Source organism: Sulfitobacter sp. UBA4523 (genome assembly GCF_002388305.1).
In the GTDB taxonomy this organism is placed as follows: domain Bacteria; phylum Pseudomonadota; class Alphaproteobacteria; order Rhodobacterales; family Rhodobacteraceae; genus Sulfitobacter; species Sulfitobacter pontiacus.
Genome location: NZ_DGMH01000054.1, coordinates 48342 through 64596 on the forward strand (window position 1 = coordinate 48342; position 16255 = coordinate 64596).

Here is a 16255-nt window from a genome sequence, read left to right on the forward strand (position 1 = left end):
TCGCTCATTTTCGACAGACCGCCATCGCGGCTCTTGCAGTGCTTCTGGGGGTGTTTGTGTTCTACACCTCTTTCAACGGGCCGTTTGAATCGCTCGTGCAGCGTGCGATCTTTGTGACGATGATCACCGCCCTGGCCGTGCTGATGCACCCGCTTTTCGAAGGCAGCCGCCTGCGCCCGCTTGGTATCGCGATCGATGCGGTAATCGTCGGCGTTGTGACGGTGTCAGGTGTCTATATCATAGCCAACTACGAAACCATTATGAACGATCTGCCTTGGGCGAACGGTTGGGATATGGTTATGGGGTTCGGCACATTGGCCTGCGTGCTTGAACTGGCAAGGCGCAGCTCAAACTGGGTGTTCCCCCTTATCGTCATCGCGGCTGTTACCTATGCATTCTTCGGCTATTTGATCCCCGGCCAATTCGGGCACCGTGGCTTTGACGCGGGCTATCTCACCGAGATCATCTTCCTGTCCGACCGTGGCCTATGGGGTATGCTGGTCAATGTGGCCTCGACGACGCTGGCAGCATTTGTGCTGTTCGGCGCGATCTTGTTGCACACGGGCGCAGGCGAGACATTCTTTGACCTTTCGGCCCGTTTGGGTGGCTCCCGGCCCGGTGGGGCGGCGAAAATCGCGACCTTCGCATCGGGCTTCTTTGGGGCGATCAACGGCTCGACCGTCGCCAATGTCGCAACGACGGGGAACTTCACAATCCCCCTGATGAAGCGGCTGAAATACCCCCCTGCCTATGCCGGAGCGGTAGAGGCTATCGCATCGACCGGCGGGCAGCTCGCCCCCCCGATCATGGGGACAGCCGCCTTTGTCATGGCCGAGCTTGTGGGCGTGAACTACTGGTCTATCGCGCTTGCGGGCGTTGTGCCTGCACTGTTGTTCTACCTTGGCATCTATTCAACCGTTCACGTCATCGCGCGCCGTCAGGGCTTTCGTCCGGTGACCTCCGAAGACCTACCGGACTGGCGCGGTGCCATGACCTTTGCGCGGCTCGCCCCTATTGTCGCCGCCTTGCTGGGGCTTGGATTTGGCGTCCTCAACGGCAATTCCGTCGAACTGACGGCCTGTTACGGCATGATTGCCATGTTGGTGGCCGTCCTTGTCGCGCGGATCTCGAGTGGTGAGGATCCCCGTGCGGTCATCGGCATCATCATTCGTGCGCTGGAAGCGGGCGGAAAAGGTGTTGTCATTGTCGGTATCCTTCTGGTCGGCGCACAGGTGTTTGTCGCCATGATCAACCTCACCGGGTTTGGCGTCGCGGTAACAGCAGCGGTGTTGGCGATCGGGCAGGGGCAAATCTGGCTTATTGCCGGGCTCATGGCCATTGTCTGCCTGATCGCGGGCATGGGCCTGCCGACCTCGGCAGCCTACGTCATGGTCGCGGCTGTTTTCGCCCCGGCGCTGATCCAACAGGGTATTGATCCGCTCGTGGTGCATATGTTCGTGCTCTACTACGCGGCGCTGTCGGTCATCACGCCGCCTGTCTGCCTTGGTGTTTTCGTTGCGGCGACCATTGCGCAGGCGCCGTGGATGAAGGTCGCGGGCGAGACGTTGCGCCTTGGGGCGACCGCATATGCCTTGCCGATGCTGTTCCTCGCCTATCCCGGCATGTTGGGCGGTGGCGAAGCCGGAGACATCCTGCGTGCCATCCTGTCCGGAGGCGTTTTCGCCTTGGGCGTTGCGCATCTTCTGGGCGGCGCGCGGCTGCCTTGGGGCGGTCTGTCGCGGCTGCTTTGGGTCGTGCCGATTGGGCTTGCGCTGATGCCGCCTTGGCCGGCGACGGCGGCAGCCGCGGTCGTGTTCGCGGTCTTGGTGGTCTTCTCTCGCAAAGCCTTGGGCGTTGCGGAAAATATCGAAATGCAAACGGCTTGAGGGCCAAGGAGGGTACTGGAAATGATGACGAATGCTGAATTCAAGGCACGGCTGGTCGCACGAGAGCCCATGCTCGGGGCTTTCATCAAAACGCCCCATCCGATCGTGATCGAAATCATGGCCCGGGCAGGGTTCGATTTCCTCGTCGTCGATGCCGAACACGCACCCTTTGATCGGGGCACCGTTGACGCCATGACAATGGCCGGACGTGCCGAAGGGTGCCCCATCGTGGTGCGCGTGCCAGTGGCAACAGCGGATTGGGTGCTCAATGTGCTGGACGGCGGCGCGGCCGGTGTCATGGTGCCTCATGTCGAAACCGCAGCGCAGGCCAAAGAACTGGCGCGCGCCGTGACTTACGGCCCCGGCGGGCGTGGTTTTGCCGGCACGTCGCGGGCGGCAGACTATGCTGGCCGCAGCCTGAAAGAGCATCTGTCCGTGGCGCGAAGTGAAGTCGCCTTGATCTGCCAGATTGAAGACCCCGACGGCGTGGTCAACCACAGTGAAATTGCGGATGTAGACGGCGTAGATGCGCTCTTTATCGGGCGCGCTGATCTGGCCGTTTCTCATGGTCTGTCCGATTTCTTTGCGCCTGAAGTGGCAAAGATGACGCGGGACATCCTTTCCGCGACAGGGGCGGCCACGGGACTCTATTGCGCCCCGACAGAGCCCCTAGACGCGCACCGCGACGCCGGAGGGAGCTTCTTTGTCGTAGGGTCCGAACACACGCTCATGCAATTGGGCGGTGCAGCGCTTGTGGAAGATTTCAAAAAGAGAGACGCGCGCTGACATGACTATGAAATAATTGCAGTAAATTCAGAAAATATTGCAACTCGGATTGGTCAGCCTAGAAATGACCTATCACTGCCAGCGCCTGACCAAAGGACCGAACCATGACAATTACCTACCTCAAGAAGGGCAAATCCGATGCTGCCCGCGCCGATGACGACGCCAAGACCCGTGCGGTCGTCGAGCAGACCTTGCAGGACATCGAAACGCGCGGCGACACAGCGGTGCGCGAATTGAGCGAAAAGTTCGACAGCTACAGCCCGGAAACGTTCCGGCTAAGCCAGCAAGAGATTGATGACCTGATCGGTCAGCTCAGTGCACGGGAATTGCAGGACATTCAGTTTGCGCAAGAGCAGGTCGTGAATTTTGCCCGCGCGCAACGTGCCTCCATGACTGATATCGAAGTAGAGACGCTTCCGGGGGTTATTCTAGGGCACAAGAATATCCCGGTTCAATCCGTCGGCTGCTACATTCCGGGTGGGAAATTCCCCATGGTCGCCAGCGCGCATATGTCCGTCGCCACGGCCAAGGTTGCCGAAGTACCGCGCATCGTGGCCTGCACGCCGCCCTTTAACGGAAAGCCCAACCCGGCTGTTATTGCGGCCATGCATTTGGGCGGTGCGGATGAAATCTATGTCATGGGCGGGATCCAGGCGGTCGGGGCTATGGCGCTTGGCACAGAGACGATCGATCCGGTACACATGCTGGTTGGCCCCGGCAATGCCTTCGTGGCCGAGGCCAAGCGTCAGCTTTACGGACGGGTGGGTATTGATCTCTTCGCCGGCCCGACCGAGACGATGGTTATCGCGGATGAGACAGCAGCGGATGCCGAGCTCTGCGCGACCGATCTCTTGGGGCAGGCGGAACACGGCTATAACTCCCCTGCCGTTTTGCTGACCAATTCGCGTCAGTTGGCCGAGGATACTTTGGCCGAGATTGACCGACTGCTGCAAATTCTCCCGACTGCGGCCACAGCCCAGACAAGCTGGGAGGAATACGGCGAGGTGATCGTCTGTGATACCTACGACGAGATGTTGCAGGTGGCGGATGATATCGCGTCGGAGCATGTGCAGGTCATGACGGATCGTGATGACTGGTTCTTGGAAAACATGACTTGCTATGGCGCGCTGTTTTTGGGCCCGCGTACCAATGTCGCCAATGGCGATAAGGTGATCGGGACCAACCACACGCTGCCCACGCATAAGGCGGGGCGCTATACAGGGGGCCTTTGGGTTGGTAAATTCCTCAAGACCCATTCCTATCAGAAGATTATGACGGATGAGGCTGCAGCAATGGTCGGGGCCTATGGTTCGCGTCTATGCATGTTGGAAGGCTTTGTGGGGCACGCCGAACAATGCAATGTCCGCGTGCGGCGCTATGGCGGTGAGAACGTACCGTATGGCGCAGCCGCAAGCTACCGCGAAGCGGCCGAATAGACCGCTGTCAACTTAGGAGATCTTGATGCAACTTCCGTCCTTTGCCGGGTTTGACCTTTCGGGGAAACGCGCGTTTGTGACCGGTGCCACTTCTGGCATCGGTCTGGGGGCTGCGACGGCCTTGGCCAGGGCGGGGGCGCATGTCATCTGCGCCGCGCGCCGGGCCGGACCGTTGGGTGAGTTGCACGCGGCGATGGAGGCTCAGGGGCTGAGCTGCGAGACGCAAGAGCTCGACATCACCGATGTGGATGCGACCCGCGCGGCGTTTGCCGGCCTTGGGGCGTTTGACATCGTGGTCAATTCCGCCGGCATGGCCCGCCACGGGCCTGCGCTCGACACCACGCCCGAGGATTTCGACGCCGTCATGAATGTTAACCTTCGGGCAGCCTATTTCCTTTCCACCGCCGCCGCCGACCAAATGATCGCAGCGGGCCGTCCCGGTTCGATCATCCATGTGAGCAGTCAGATGGGCCATGTCGGGGGCATCGATCGGGGGGTCTACTGCGCATCGAAGCACGCTTTGGAAGGGATGGTGAAAGCGATGGCAATCGAATGGGGCCCAAAGGCGGTACGCATCAACACGCTATGCCCGACCTTCATCCGCACGCCTTTGGGAGAGCAAACCCTATCCGATCCCGCGCGTCTGGCTTGGATTGAAGAAAAGATCAAACTGGGCCGCGTCGGTGAGATCGAGGATATCATGGGCCCGATCGTCTACCTCGCGAGCGATGCGTCTGCCATGGTGACGGGCACAGCCTTGATGGTCGATGGCGGTTGGACCGCCGAGTAAGCGGCGAAGCGGTCAACGAACACGGGAGACGCAGGATGGCGGCAAAACCCTATCCGCGCCCCGCAATGAATCCAAGCGTGACAGCCGCGAGCAAGCCGTTGCCTGACAGATAGCCGCTGTCGCCCTTGCCCGATACCCCGCAAGCGGCCCCGCCAGCGGCGTATAGATTGTCGAATGTGCCACCCTCTGTCCTGCGCACCTTGGCCGTCGTCGGGTCAACCTCAAGCCCGCCTTGCGTGTGAAACAGCGCGCCGGTCACCTTCACCGCGCAGAACGGGGGAGAAAGGGACGCCGCACCCCATGTGCGGCCAAAGCCATCTCGCCCGCCCGCCGGAATATCAGTGATCGTTTTCGCCAAAACATCTGCGGGCAATCCGGCCTTTTCAGCCAGTGTTTCGACCGTATCCCCTGTGATCACCGCCCCTTGGGCCTCGGCGTTCTTGAAATCCTCGAACTGGCGGGCAATCTCGGCGATGCGGGCGTCGAATATGGTCCACGCCACGCCGTCAGGCTGCGCCAGCACGGCCCGCGCCGCTTCGGAGTAGCCCTGCGCCTCGTTCCAGAACCGCTTGCCGGTCGTATTCACCTGAACGCCGCCTTCGGTGATCGTGGCCCATGTGATCAGGATACCGTGAGGGTGGGCGACATTGCCGTGCCCCTGATAGGCGCCCAGATGACGGCGGCGCGCGCCAAGCGCCTCGCCCCAGCTGATCGCCTCTCCGCGGTTGCCGTCATGGCCGAACCAGATCGCGTCCGCGATATCCGGCATGTGGTGGGCGACCATGGCGCGGTTGCCGCCGAACCCGTTGCACGCAAGGATCAGCCGGTCGCAGCCGATATCCTCGCCGCTATGGTCAGGTAACGTCACCCGCGCCCCTGCGAGCGTTGCGCCTGCCGCATAAAGCCGGGTGGCGCGGCGGTTGCAGATCAGCGGGATATCAAGCGCCTCGATCCGCGCGCGCAGGGCGTCGATCAATTCGCGCCCCGACCGTGAGGGCAGCCCGTGCATCCGCCGTTGGCTGTGACCGGGGTAATCAAAGTCACGCACGAGGGAGAACGGCAGCCCATGTGTTTCGACAAGCCAGTCGATGACCTGAGGGGCGGTGCGGGCCATCGCGGCGACCAGTGCGTCATCGTTTTCGTGGTGCGCCTTGGCCTGAATGTCGGTGGCAAAAACGTCGGGGCTGTCGCTAATCCCCGCGTCTCGTTGCAGGCGCGTCCCTGCCGCGGGGATCAACCCGGCGCTCAGCGCGGTAGAGCCTGTGGGGATCGCGTCGGCCTCTAGCAGCAGCACATCCTGACCTGCCTCATGCGCCGCCAGCGCCGCGATCATCCCGCAGGCCCCCGCGCCAATGATCAGGGTTTCGACCTCCAGATCGAAAGCCGACGGCGGGGCGGCGACATCAGGATTTGCCATCGAACCGCTTTCCAAGGGCCAGCATCTCGGGGGTGCCAATCGCTGCATTCAACCCGTCGAAATCATGCATCCGGTCGGAAAACGCTTTGTTAGAGCCGGTTGCTTTCAGGCTCGCGTAATAGTCCTGCGCCGATTTCGCCAAAGCGCGCACGATGCCGCCGGGGAAAATTACGATATCGAAACCCATATCCTCTAGCGTGGTCGCAGAAGAGATCGGGGTCGCGCCGCCTTCCACCATATTGGCCAGCAGCGGGACACGCCCCTTGAAGGTATCGGCGATGCGCGAAAGCTCTCCGCTGTCGCGTGGGGCCTCGATGAACAATACATCGGCACCGGCGTCGATATAGCTGCCCGCGCGATCAATCGCCGCGTCAAAGCCTTCTACCGCGATGGCGTCGGTGCGGGCGATGATCAGCGTATCGTGGCGGCGCGCATCGGCCATGGCGGCGATCTTGCCGGCCATTTCCTCTTTCGGGATTAGCGACTTATCAGACAAATGGCCGCATTTTTTGGGGTAGGTCTGGTCCTCCACCTGCAAAGCAGAGGCCCCCGCGCGTTCATAGCTTTGCATCGTGCGCCGCGCGTTCAGTGCATTGCCGAAACCGGTGTCGGCGTCCATGATCACCGGCAGGTCGGTGCGATCGGCAATCAACGCCATCGTATCGGTCATCTCGGAGGCGGTGCTGAGCCCGATGTCGGGGCGGCCCAAACGGGTATAGGCAACCGCTGCACCGGAAAGATACAGCGCCTCGAAGCCTGCGTCGGCGGCAAGGGCGGCGGTCAGCCCGTCATAGACACCGGGGGCGATCAGAATATCGGGAGCGGTCAGGCGTTGGCGCAGGGTCATTGGGCACCTCCGACAGCGGCGGTGGCTTCGGCGCAGGTCATCACCTGCGTCACCGACCCCAGCGAGGTCAGCGTCGCCTCGTGCACGTCCTGTTTGAACGCGGCGCAACCGTCCGACAGCAGCACCGTATGGATGTCGCGCAGATGCGCATCCCGCACGGTGCTGGCGACACCGCCGTTGGTGACGATCCCGCCGATGATCAGCGTGTCGATCTTCATCGCGCGCAGCACATATTCAAGCCGTGTCTGGTAAAAGGCGGAGTAGGCGACTTTCTCGATCGTGAAATCCGCGGGCGCGAGCGTATCTACCAGCGCGTGGCCAAAGCCGCCCGGGGTAAAATCGCCCTTGGTCAGGAAGGGGCGCAGTTTCTTGAGATGCGCGGCGATCAGCGGTTCGTCATCGCGTCCCGGTACCAGCGTGAACTGCGCCGAGATATAGGTGCCGCCCGCCTTGGTCAGCGCGGACTTGAGCGGCGCGATCCGGTCGGGCAGGGCGAGGATGCTCTCGGCCCCCTGACCCGCACGGCCATAGGCGCCTTCCGGATGCAGGAAATCATTTTGCAGGTCGATGGTCAGCAAAGCGGTCGTGGCAGGGGTCATGCGGTGGCCCTTTCGATCAGAGTGTTGCCGTAGGCGTCGACTTTGCCGACCAGTCCGGGTTCGATCAACACGGTTGTGTCAGGTTGTTCAAGGATTGCGGGGCCGGGGACTTCGGCACCGACCGGCAAGGAAAGACGGTGATAGAGCTTCGTCTCGTGCCACTGTCCGTCAAAGTGGACCTGACGCGTGCCTTTCAGCGCGTCTTCAACGCTGCCACCGACAGGGGCGAGCGTGGACAGATCAAAGCGCGGGCGCCGTCCGGTGATGGCAGAGCGCAGGTTGATCACCCGTCGCGTGCCATTCTCAAGCAGCCGCCCATAGGTGGCGCGGTAGGCGCTGTCGAATGCCGCCGAGATATCGTCCTCTGTCGGGGGTGTCACTGTGCCATCGGTCACTGTCACCGGCAGCGTCACCGATACCGTATGCGTCTGGCCGAGATAGGCCATATCAAGCGTGAACTCCGTATCGCGCCGTTCAAAATGGGTGCGCGCGGCTTCAAGCGTGGCAAGCCCGTCATCGACGTGGGTTTGCATGAAACCGGTCAGCGCCCCAAGGTCGATGCCCGACAGGGTGGCGTTGATGGTTTGCACGAAATCCTGCCGCATATCCGCGATGACGCAGCCCATGGCAGATGTTACCCCCGGGTAACGCGGCACGATGGACCGCGCCAGCCCGACCTCTGCCATCATGGCACCGGAATGCAAGGCACCACCGCCGCCAAAGGGCATGAACGCAAAGCGTTTTGGATCAAACCCGCGCTCGATAGAGACAAGTCGCAGCGCACCGGCCATGCGGCTGTTGGCCACGCGCAAGATCGCCTCGGCGGCCTGCAGGGCGTCCAGCCCAAGGGGGGTGCCCACATGTTCAAGGATCGCGGCTTTTGCCGCCTCCACATCCAGCCGGTCCAGCTTGCCGCCGATGGGGTTGTCGGGATCAATACGACCCAGAACGACATTGGCGTCGGTCACAGTGGGGCGCGTGTTCCCCTGACCATAGGCGACAGGGCCGGGCGTGGACCCGGCGCTTTCCGGCCCGATGTTCAGCAAGCCGCCCTTATCGACCCAAGCGATAGAGCCGCCGCCCGCGCCGATTGTCGTAATCTCGATCATGGGGGACCGGACCACCATGCCGAAGTCGATCGACGTCTGTTGCGACAGCATCGACTGGCCCTTGGCGATCAGGCTCACATCGAAAGAGGTGCCGCCCATGTCGCCGGTGATGATATCGGGAAAACCGGCGGCTTCGGCGATGTAACCCGCGGCGATGACCCCCGCTGCCGGACCCGAAAGCGCCGTACGCACGGGCAGACGCGCTGCGGTCGCCGCATCCATCACCCCGCCATTAGACTGCACGATCATGAACTCGCCCGCAAACCCGTCCTGTTTCAGCGCGGTTTCAAGCCGCGCGAGGTAGCCAGAGACTTCGGGTTGCAGATAGGCGTTCAAAGCAGTGGTAGAGAACCGTTCGAACTCGCGGATTTCGGGCAGGATTTCGCTTGAGGCCGAGACATGGGCATTCGGCCACATGGCGCGCACGGCTTCGACCGCCAGTCTTTCATTTTCGGCATTGGCATAGCTGTTGGCAAAGAGGATCGCACAGGCAAGACAGCCCTGATCCAGCAGCTCTTGCGCGGCGGCTTGCACCGCCTCGAGGTCCACCGCCTGACGGATCGTGCCATCGGCAAGCGTGCGTTCCGGTACTTCAAGGCGCAAGGCGCGATCGACAACGGGCGTGAAATCCCCTCGCAGACCCCAAGTGCGCGGCCGGTCACGGCGGCGCATTTCCAGCACGTCGCGCAGGCCCATCGTGGTGATCACACCGATCTTGGCACCTTTGCGTTCCAGCAGCGCGTTGGTGCCGGCAGTGGTGCCATGTACGACGACAGAGACAGTCGACAGATCATCGACCCGCGATCCGATGCCCGACAAAAAGCCCGCCGATTGGTCGGGGCGCGAAGTGGGAACCTTGGCAACCTGCGCGCTGCCTGTCGCCTCGTCCAGAACGAAAATATCGGTGAAGGTGCCGCCGACATCGACGCCGATCATGCGGTTTGCGCTGGTCATTGGGTCACCTCTTTCCAGTCTGGGCCATAGGTCTGTGTCGCGTAGTCGGGTGTCAAAAGGCCGCCCGCCACGTCACGGGCCACATCGGCCGCAGCACGGTTTGCGGGCGCGCCATAGCCGCCACCGCCGGGGGTATCGAGCCGTACGGACTGGCCGCGTTGCAGCTTGATGCCCACCATTTTCGAGGCCATAGGCGGGGCGTGCCAGCCGTCGTCTTGTTCGTACTCAAAACGGTTCAGGGCCGCGTCGCCCCCGCCTGCGACCCCTTTTGGCGCAAAGCGTCCGCGTTCGCCGAACAGAAAGGCGGTGGCGGATTCCTCAAGCACTTCGATCTCGTAGGTGGCCCCCATGCCGCCGCGATGCTGACCCGCACCGGCGCTGTCGGGGCGTAGGGCCCATTGTTTGAACATCACCGGATAGGCGGATTCGAGGATTTCCATCGGGGGGATGGTCGCGGTGGAGATCGGCGCATTGCCGTGGTTCAGACCGTCCCCTTCGGGAGAGCCCCCATGCCCGCCGCCGTAAAAGCTGAACATCACCCAGGGTTGTCCATTCGCGCGTTTGCCCGAAATCGACAGCGCGTTGATCGTGCCATACGCGTTGGCAACCACGCGGTCCGGTGCGGCCTGCGATGCGGCGGAAAAGATCACATCGACCATCCGCAGGATCGTTTCGGTATAGCCGCCGACCGGCGCCGGGAAGGGGGCGGACAGCAGCGAGTCTTCGGGGATCTTCACCTCGATCGGGCGCATCACACCGGCGTTGGCGGGCAGGCTGGGAAAGATATGTTTGATCGCGACATAGGCCGTGGCCACCGCCGTGGGGAGCGCGATATTGACCGGCCCTGCACAGCGGTCTGCCGTGCCGGTGAAATCCAGCAGCATCTGATCGCCCTTGATCTCGAGCGCGACCTTGATCGGCAGCGGCGTATCGGTGATGCCGTCGTTATCGAGAAAATCCTCTGCCTCCCAGCGTCCATCTGGCAGGTCTGTCAGCTCTGTCCGCATCAGGGTCTCGGCGCGGTCCTGCAACGCATCCAACGCCGCGCGCACAGTGTCGGCACCGTATTCCGCCAGCAGCTCGTCCAGACGTTTCTTGCCCAGATCAAGCGCGCCGAGCTGGCCGTTCAGATCGCCTTGGGCCGATTGCGGCAGGCGGGTGTTGCGCATCAGGATGTCGATAATGTCGGTCTGGACCTTGCCCGCTTTGGCAAGACGCACAGGGGGCAGGACGAAGGCTTCCTGGAAGGCATCGGTTGCGGCGGGGTTGTAGTTGCCCGGCACCGCGCCGCCCACATCATGCCAATGCCCGACCGAGGCGAGATAGCAAAACAGTTTGCCGTCGTGAAAATAGGGGCGCACCAACCGCATGTCAGACAGGTGCGTGCCGCCCAGATGGGCATCGTTGAAGATATAGATGTCGCCGTCTTCCAGATCGCCATTCTCGGCCGCTTTGTCGATCACCGCCTTCACGGCAAATGACATCACCCCGACAAAGATCGGCAGCCCCGACTTGCCCTGCACCAGCGTGTCGCCCGACACCGCATGATATAGCCCGTGCGAGGCATCATGTGCTTCGGCGATGATCGGGTTAAAGGCGGCGCGGAACAGGGTTGCGTCCATTTCGTCGGCAATCTGTTCCATCCGTCCGGCCAGAACGGCCAGCGTAATCGGGTCGATGTCTTGGGTCATGATTGGGCCTTTGTTTCTGCGATGTCATTCCAGACGTCTTGGCGGGTGATGAAGCCGTCGGTGACTTCGAAGCGGTCGATAAAGCGAATATCGGAAAATGCGGTCCCGTCGGGCCATTCGCCTGACAGCGTGCCGTGGCAATAGACGACCGTGGCCGGTCCGTCGCCGGGCGCAAGGTCAATCGAGGCGATGGTTTTCTTGACGAAGCGATAGCGCGGCGCGGCCCACTCCAGCAGATCATCAAGCTCTGTCATAGGCGCGGCACCGGGGAAGTGCATGGTGAACCCGTCGCCTAAAAGCGTGTGGGCGGTAACGATGTCGCGCTGTTCCATCGCGCGCAGGTATCGCGCCACCATCGACGGGGCATCCGGCAGGGCGGGGGCGGGCGACCGGTGCTGGCCGCCCCGCATGTAATCGGTGGCGGGCATCTCCTTGATCATCACTGTCACCGCATCCGGTGTCGCGGGAATCACCGTGCGCGCGGCATTGGTCAGCGCCTTGCACAGCCTTGTTTTCTGGGCTGCGTCATACCCTTGCAGCACATGAATCTCGATGATCGGCATAAAGCCTCCTGCGTCAGATCTGTATTTTTTGTAATACAGATAATTAAATGTGCATAGATCAAATAATTTGATTTTTGTCAGATAGATTTCTTGCTTTTGAAAAAACTTTTTGTAGGGTTGGAAGGGATTGGAAGGATTCAAATGACACTTCAAAGCACATCTTCGAAGGGCAGGGGGCTTCCCGAAGGGGGTAAGGCGCGGCGCGTTTACCTGCATCTGCACGAAGAGATCATGCGCGGCGTCTATGCCGCCGGTGCGGTTTTGCCCGGCGAGCAAAAGCTGGCGGTAACGCTGGATGTGTCGCGGGTGACCGTGCGCCGTGCGCTGGACGCGCTCGAAGGGGACGGGCTGATCTCGCGCCGTGCCGGATCGGGGACGACTGTTTGCGCACCCAAGGTGCAGCCGGCACTTGCCGCGGATTTCAATACGTTGATGCCGCAGTTGGTCGAGATGGGTCAGAACACAACCGCGCGGCTTTTGTCCTTTAGCTATGGTGCCGCGCCGGGCAGTGTGGCCACCGCGATGGGGCTGGATGCGCAAGCGCGTGTACAGGTTGCGGTGCGTCTGAGGTTGGTGGAAGGGGAGCCGTTTTCCCACCTGACCACCTGGGTGCCGGAAGATATCGCACATAACTATACAGAGGCAGAGCTGGCGACGACGCCACTTTTCCGCTTGCTAGAGCGGTCTGGCGTCAAGGTTGATTCAGCCCATCAAACGGTAAGCGCGACCCTCGCGTCGCCCGATGTGGCGGATGCCCTGGGGGTCAGCGTCGGCGCGCCGCTGCTGTCGCTGGACCGTGTGGTGAAGGATGAGGATGGACGCGGGGTTGAATACCTCTCTGCGCTCTACCGCCCCGATATGTTCCGCCTTGAAATGGCGCTGAGCCGTGTCGGCGCAGGCGAGGCGCGCCATTGGGAACCGGTGGTGAAACCGGGCCGCAAGGGGGCTGCAGAATGACCGCGCCGCAGACCCTCTTTGGCAAGCTTTGGGCCGCACATGAGGTGATGCGACGCGATGACGGCACGTCACTGCTATGGGTCGATCGACATCTGGTGCACGAAGGATCGCACCACGCATTTGTGAAACTGGAGAGCCGCGGCTTGAAGGTCGCCGCCCCTGATCTGACCTTTGGGGTCGTCGATCACTATGCCCCCACCCGCGCCGGGGAGATGGCGGCGGATATCCGGCGGATGATCGACACATTGGGGCGCAACGCCAAGGCGCAGGGCATCCGGCTCTTCGATCTGCGCGATCCGGGGCAGGGCATTGTGCATGTGATCGGCCCCGAACAAGGGCTGACCTTGCCGGGGCTGCTGATCAATTGCGGCGATAGCCATACCTCAACGCATGGGGCCTTTGGTGCGCTGGCCTTTGGCGTCGGTGCGACAGAGGTGGCGCATATTCTGGCGACGCAGACAATCTGGCAACAACGCCCCAAAACGATGCGGATCACCGTGGACGGCGAACTGGGGGCCGCTGTCACAGCCAAAGATCTGGCTCTGCACTGGATCGCAGAGCTGGGGGCCGATGGGGCACGCGGCCACGCGATTGAATATGCCGGCCCCGCTGTCCGCGCGTTAAGCATGGAGGGGCGCCTGACGCTGTGCAATCTCAGCATCGAAGGGGGAGCGCGGTTGGGGCTGGTGGCCCCGGATCAGGTGACATTCGATTATATCAAAGGGCGCAACTTTGCCCCGAAAGGCGCGGATTGGGACACGGCCCTGCGGGACTGGTCCCAGCTTGCGACTGACAAAGATGCCCGTTTCGACCGCGAGGTTGCACTCAACGCCAGCGATATCGCGCCAACCGTGACCTGGGGCACCTCCCCCGAAGAGGCGCTGCCCATCACCGGACATGTCCCTGATCCGGCGCGGCTGTCGGGGAGCAAACAGGCGCAGGCGCGCGCGGCGCTGGAGTATATGGCACTGGAACCGGGAATGGCGCTGGACCAAATTGCGGTGGATCAGGTGTTTATCGGATCGTGCACCAATGGCCGGATCGAAGACCTGCGCCTTGCCGCCAAAGTATTGGCGGGGCGCAAGGCCGTCGTGCCGGGGTTGGTGTCGCCCGGATCGGCGCAGGTCAAGAAGCAGGCCGAAGCCGAAGGTCTGGCCGACGTGTTTGCCCAAGCGGGGCTGGAATGGGCCGCATCGGGCTGTTCGATGTGTGTCGGCATGAATGGCGATCGGGTAGAGGCGGGCAAACGCTGCGCGTCTTCGACCAATCGTAACTTCAAGGGCCGTCAGGGACGCGGGGCGCGGACCCATCTGATGAGCCCCGCCATGGTCGCCGCCGCCGCAGTTACCGGACATCTCGCCGATGTGCGCCCGCTGCTGGAGGGACGCACATGACCGGCTGGACACAGATCAATGGCACCGCCGTCGCGCTGCCGCAGGAAAACGTCGACACAGATCAGCTTATACCGGCGCGCTTTATGTCGGCGCCGCGGGCTGACGGCTATGGCAAGTTCCTGTTGCACGACCTGCGTCAGGATGCGGTGGATCATGTGCTTGATCGCCATGCGGGGGCAGATGTGTTGATCACGCGGCGCAACTTCGGCAGCGGCTCAAGCCGCGAGGCGGCGGTCTATGCGCTGGTTGATTTCGGGATCAGGGCCGTCTTTGCCCCAAGCTTTGGCGACATCTTTCAAAGCAATGCCGTCAACAATGGCCTGCTGCCCGCCCGTGTGAGCGATGCAGAGATTGACGCCCTGCTGGACGCGATCGGCACCGATGCTGTCAGCGCGACAGTGGATTTGGAAAAATGTGCAGCGGTGATCGCGGGGCATACCCTGACCTTCGAACTGGATCCCGTCTGGCAAGAGAAACTGGTGAACGGTTGGGATGATATCGACCTGACCGCCCAGCATAACGACCGCATCAAAGATTTTCGCACGGCAAGGTTTGCCGCGCACCCGTGGGCAGTGCCCGCATCCTAAGACGTGCTGATCCCCGCAAGAGGGACAGGACGGCAACATAACGGGGTCCAACAGCCCCACCAACCGGGAGTATATACGATGAAACAGACAATCCTTGGCGGTATCCTCGCCTCGACGGCGCTGACCACGGCGGCTTTTGCACAAGAGACGCTGACCGCAGTGCACGCTTTTCCTGAATCCCTGATCTATACCAAGTCGTTCCTTGAATTCGTCGACAAGGTGAACACCGCCGGTGAAGGCGTTGTGCAGATCGAAGTGCGCGGTGGCCCCGAAGCCATTGGCATGTTCCAGCAGCCCGACGCCGTCCGGTCGGGTGTGGTCGATATGGTCTATACGCCGGGCAGCTTTTACGCAGGGGCTTTGCCTGAAAAAGACGCGCTGGTCACATCCAACCTGACAGCGGTCGAAACCCGCGCCAATGGCGGGTTGGACCTGATCGACCAGATCCACCAAGAGAAGATGGGCGTCAAATACCTCGGGTGGTTCGATTCCGGCGTATGCTACAACCTGTGGACCCGTAACGAGCCCAGCCTTGACGCAGAGGGGAACCTGGATGTGTCGGGGCTCAAGCTGCGCGGCAACGCGGTTTATAACGCCTTCTTCACCGACTATCTGGGCGCGCAGGTGATCGATCTGCCCACAACCGAGGTTTATTCTGCGCTGGAACGCGGCGTGGTCGATGCAACAGGCTGGACGCAGATCGGCCTGATTGACCTTAAATGGAACGAGTTCCTGAACTACCGGATCGAACCCTGCTTCTTCTCGACCGATCTTGGCACGATTGTGAACCTCGACAAGTGGAACTCCCTCTCGGACGAGGCCCGCAAAATCCTGCAAGACGTGGCGATCGAGCACGAGAAAGCCTCGGCCGAGAAGCTGGGCGCGGTGCGTGATGAAGACTTTGCCAAGCTCGAGGAGGCAGGCATGACCGTTGTGACGCTGGAAGGGGAAGCGGCGCAAAACTACCTCGCAGCGGCGACAGAGAATACGTGGAACCGGATGAAGGGCCTGATGGCCGAAAGCCCCCAAGGCGACGGGAACTACGACAAACTGATCGAGCTGTTCTACGACGCGCAGAAAAATCAGTAAGCCACATCAGGCGCGCTCTTGATGGGGCGCGCCTGCTTTCGTTCAAAAGGGGCAGCCATGGCGCGTGTCGGACAAATTTACAGAGGTTTCCTTTACGCGATGGCGGGGATTGCCGGGGCCATGCTGGTGTGGCTGATGATTTCGGTCATT

At 61.9% G+C, this 16255-nt stretch carries 14 protein-coding genes; 8 read left to right on the top strand and 6 right to left on the bottom strand.

The genetic code is table 11. The features are described 5' to 3' along the window. The 4 genes from B3849_RS13570 to B3849_RS13585 all read left to right on the top strand — a co-directional run. A partial coding sequence (locus B3849_RS13570; protein ID WP_286780292.1) for a TRAP transporter permease occupies nucleotides 1-1886 on the top strand: 1886 nt, incomplete at its 5' end. Between the two features lie 21 nt (nucleotides 1887-1907). Next, complete coding sequence (locus B3849_RS13575; RefSeq protein WP_114865481.1) at nucleotides 1908-2672, top strand: HpcH/HpaI aldolase family protein; 765 nt, start codon at nucleotides 1908-1910, stop codon at nucleotides 2670-2672. A gap of 104 nt (nucleotides 2673-2776) precedes the next feature. Further along, a complete protein-coding gene (hisD, locus tag B3849_RS13580; protein WP_009824169.1) occupies nucleotides 2777-4108 on the top strand; it encodes a histidinol dehydrogenase in 1332 nt (443 codons plus the stop codon). Nucleotides 4109-4133: 25 nt separating this feature from the next. Continuing rightward, nucleotides 4134-4898, top strand: coding sequence for an SDR family NAD(P)-dependent oxidoreductase (locus B3849_RS13585; RefSeq protein WP_278426021.1), 765 nt, complete (start codon nucleotides 4134-4136; stop codon nucleotides 4896-4898). Between the two features lie 49 nt (nucleotides 4899-4947). Here B3849_RS13585 and B3849_RS13590 read toward each other — a convergent pair whose 3' ends face one another. Genes B3849_RS13590 through B3849_RS13615 form a run of 6 tightly spaced genes read right to left on the bottom strand, consistent with a single transcriptional unit; the run spans nucleotide 4948 to nucleotide 12219 of the window. Further along, entirely contained in the window at nucleotides 4948-6315 is a 1368-nt protein-coding gene (locus tag B3849_RS13590; protein WP_278426022.1) for an FAD-dependent oxidoreductase, read from the bottom strand. Continuing rightward, nucleotides 6302-7162, bottom strand: coding sequence for an isocitrate lyase/PEP mutase family protein (locus tag B3849_RS13595; protein ID WP_278426023.1), 861 nt, complete (start codon nucleotides 7160-7162; stop codon nucleotides 6302-6304). Before B3849_RS13595 ends, B3849_RS13590 begins: the two co-directional genes overlap by 14 nt. Then, on the bottom strand, nucleotides 7159-7761 hold the full coding sequence (locus B3849_RS13600; protein WP_005848602.1) for a cysteine hydrolase family protein: 603 nt from the start codon (nucleotides 7759-7761) through the stop codon (nucleotides 7159-7161). Before B3849_RS13600 ends, B3849_RS13595 begins: the two co-directional genes overlap by 4 nt. Next, nucleotides 7758-9824 carry a hydantoinase/oxoprolinase family protein gene (locus B3849_RS13605; protein ID WP_278426024.1) on the bottom strand — a complete coding sequence of 689 codons (2067 nt, stop codon included), beginning with the start codon at nucleotides 9822-9824 and terminating at the stop codon, nucleotides 7758-7760. The genes B3849_RS13600 and B3849_RS13605 overlap by 4 nt, the downstream gene beginning before the upstream one ends. Next, nucleotides 9821-11515 carry a hydantoinase B/oxoprolinase family protein gene (locus tag B3849_RS13610; protein ID WP_278426025.1) on the bottom strand — a complete coding sequence of 565 codons (1695 nt, stop codon included), beginning with the start codon at nucleotides 11513-11515 and terminating at the stop codon, nucleotides 9821-9823. Before B3849_RS13610 ends, B3849_RS13605 begins: the two co-directional genes overlap by 4 nt. Continuing rightward, nucleotides 11512-12219 carry a tautomerase family protein gene (locus B3849_RS13615; protein WP_348655178.1) on the bottom strand — a complete coding sequence of 236 codons (708 nt, stop codon included), beginning with the start codon at nucleotides 12217-12219 and terminating at the stop codon, nucleotides 11512-11514. The genes B3849_RS13610 and B3849_RS13615 overlap by 4 nt, the downstream gene beginning before the upstream one ends. Here B3849_RS13615 and B3849_RS13620 point away from each other — a divergent pair, their 5' ends adjacent. The 4 genes from B3849_RS13620 to dctP all read left to right on the top strand — a co-directional run bounded on the left by B3849_RS13620 (nucleotide 12220) and on the right by dctP (nucleotide 16105). Next, on the top strand, nucleotides 12220-13035 hold the full coding sequence (locus B3849_RS13620; protein ID WP_037941484.1) for a GntR family transcriptional regulator: 816 nt from the start codon (nucleotides 12220-12222) through the stop codon (nucleotides 13033-13035). Further along, nucleotides 13032-14429: a 3-isopropylmalate dehydratase large subunit gene (gene leuC / locus B3849_RS13625; RefSeq protein ID WP_286780294.1), complete on the top strand. Its 1398-nt coding sequence runs from the start codon at nucleotides 13032-13034 to the stop codon at nucleotides 14427-14429. The genes B3849_RS13620 and leuC overlap by 4 nt, the downstream gene beginning before the upstream one ends. Then, nucleotides 14426-15016, top strand: coding sequence for a 3-isopropylmalate dehydratase small subunit (gene leuD / locus B3849_RS13630; protein ID WP_278426029.1), 591 nt, complete (start codon nucleotides 14426-14428; stop codon nucleotides 15014-15016). The genes leuC and leuD overlap by 4 nt, the downstream gene beginning before the upstream one ends. Before the next feature lie 78 nt (nucleotides 15017-15094). Next, on the top strand, nucleotides 15095-16105 hold the full coding sequence (dctP, locus tag B3849_RS13635) for a TRAP transporter substrate-binding protein DctP (protein ID WP_180829685.1): 1011 nt from the start codon (nucleotides 15095-15097) through the stop codon (nucleotides 16103-16105). The last annotated feature ends 150 nt before the right edge of the window (nucleotides 16106-16255 follow it).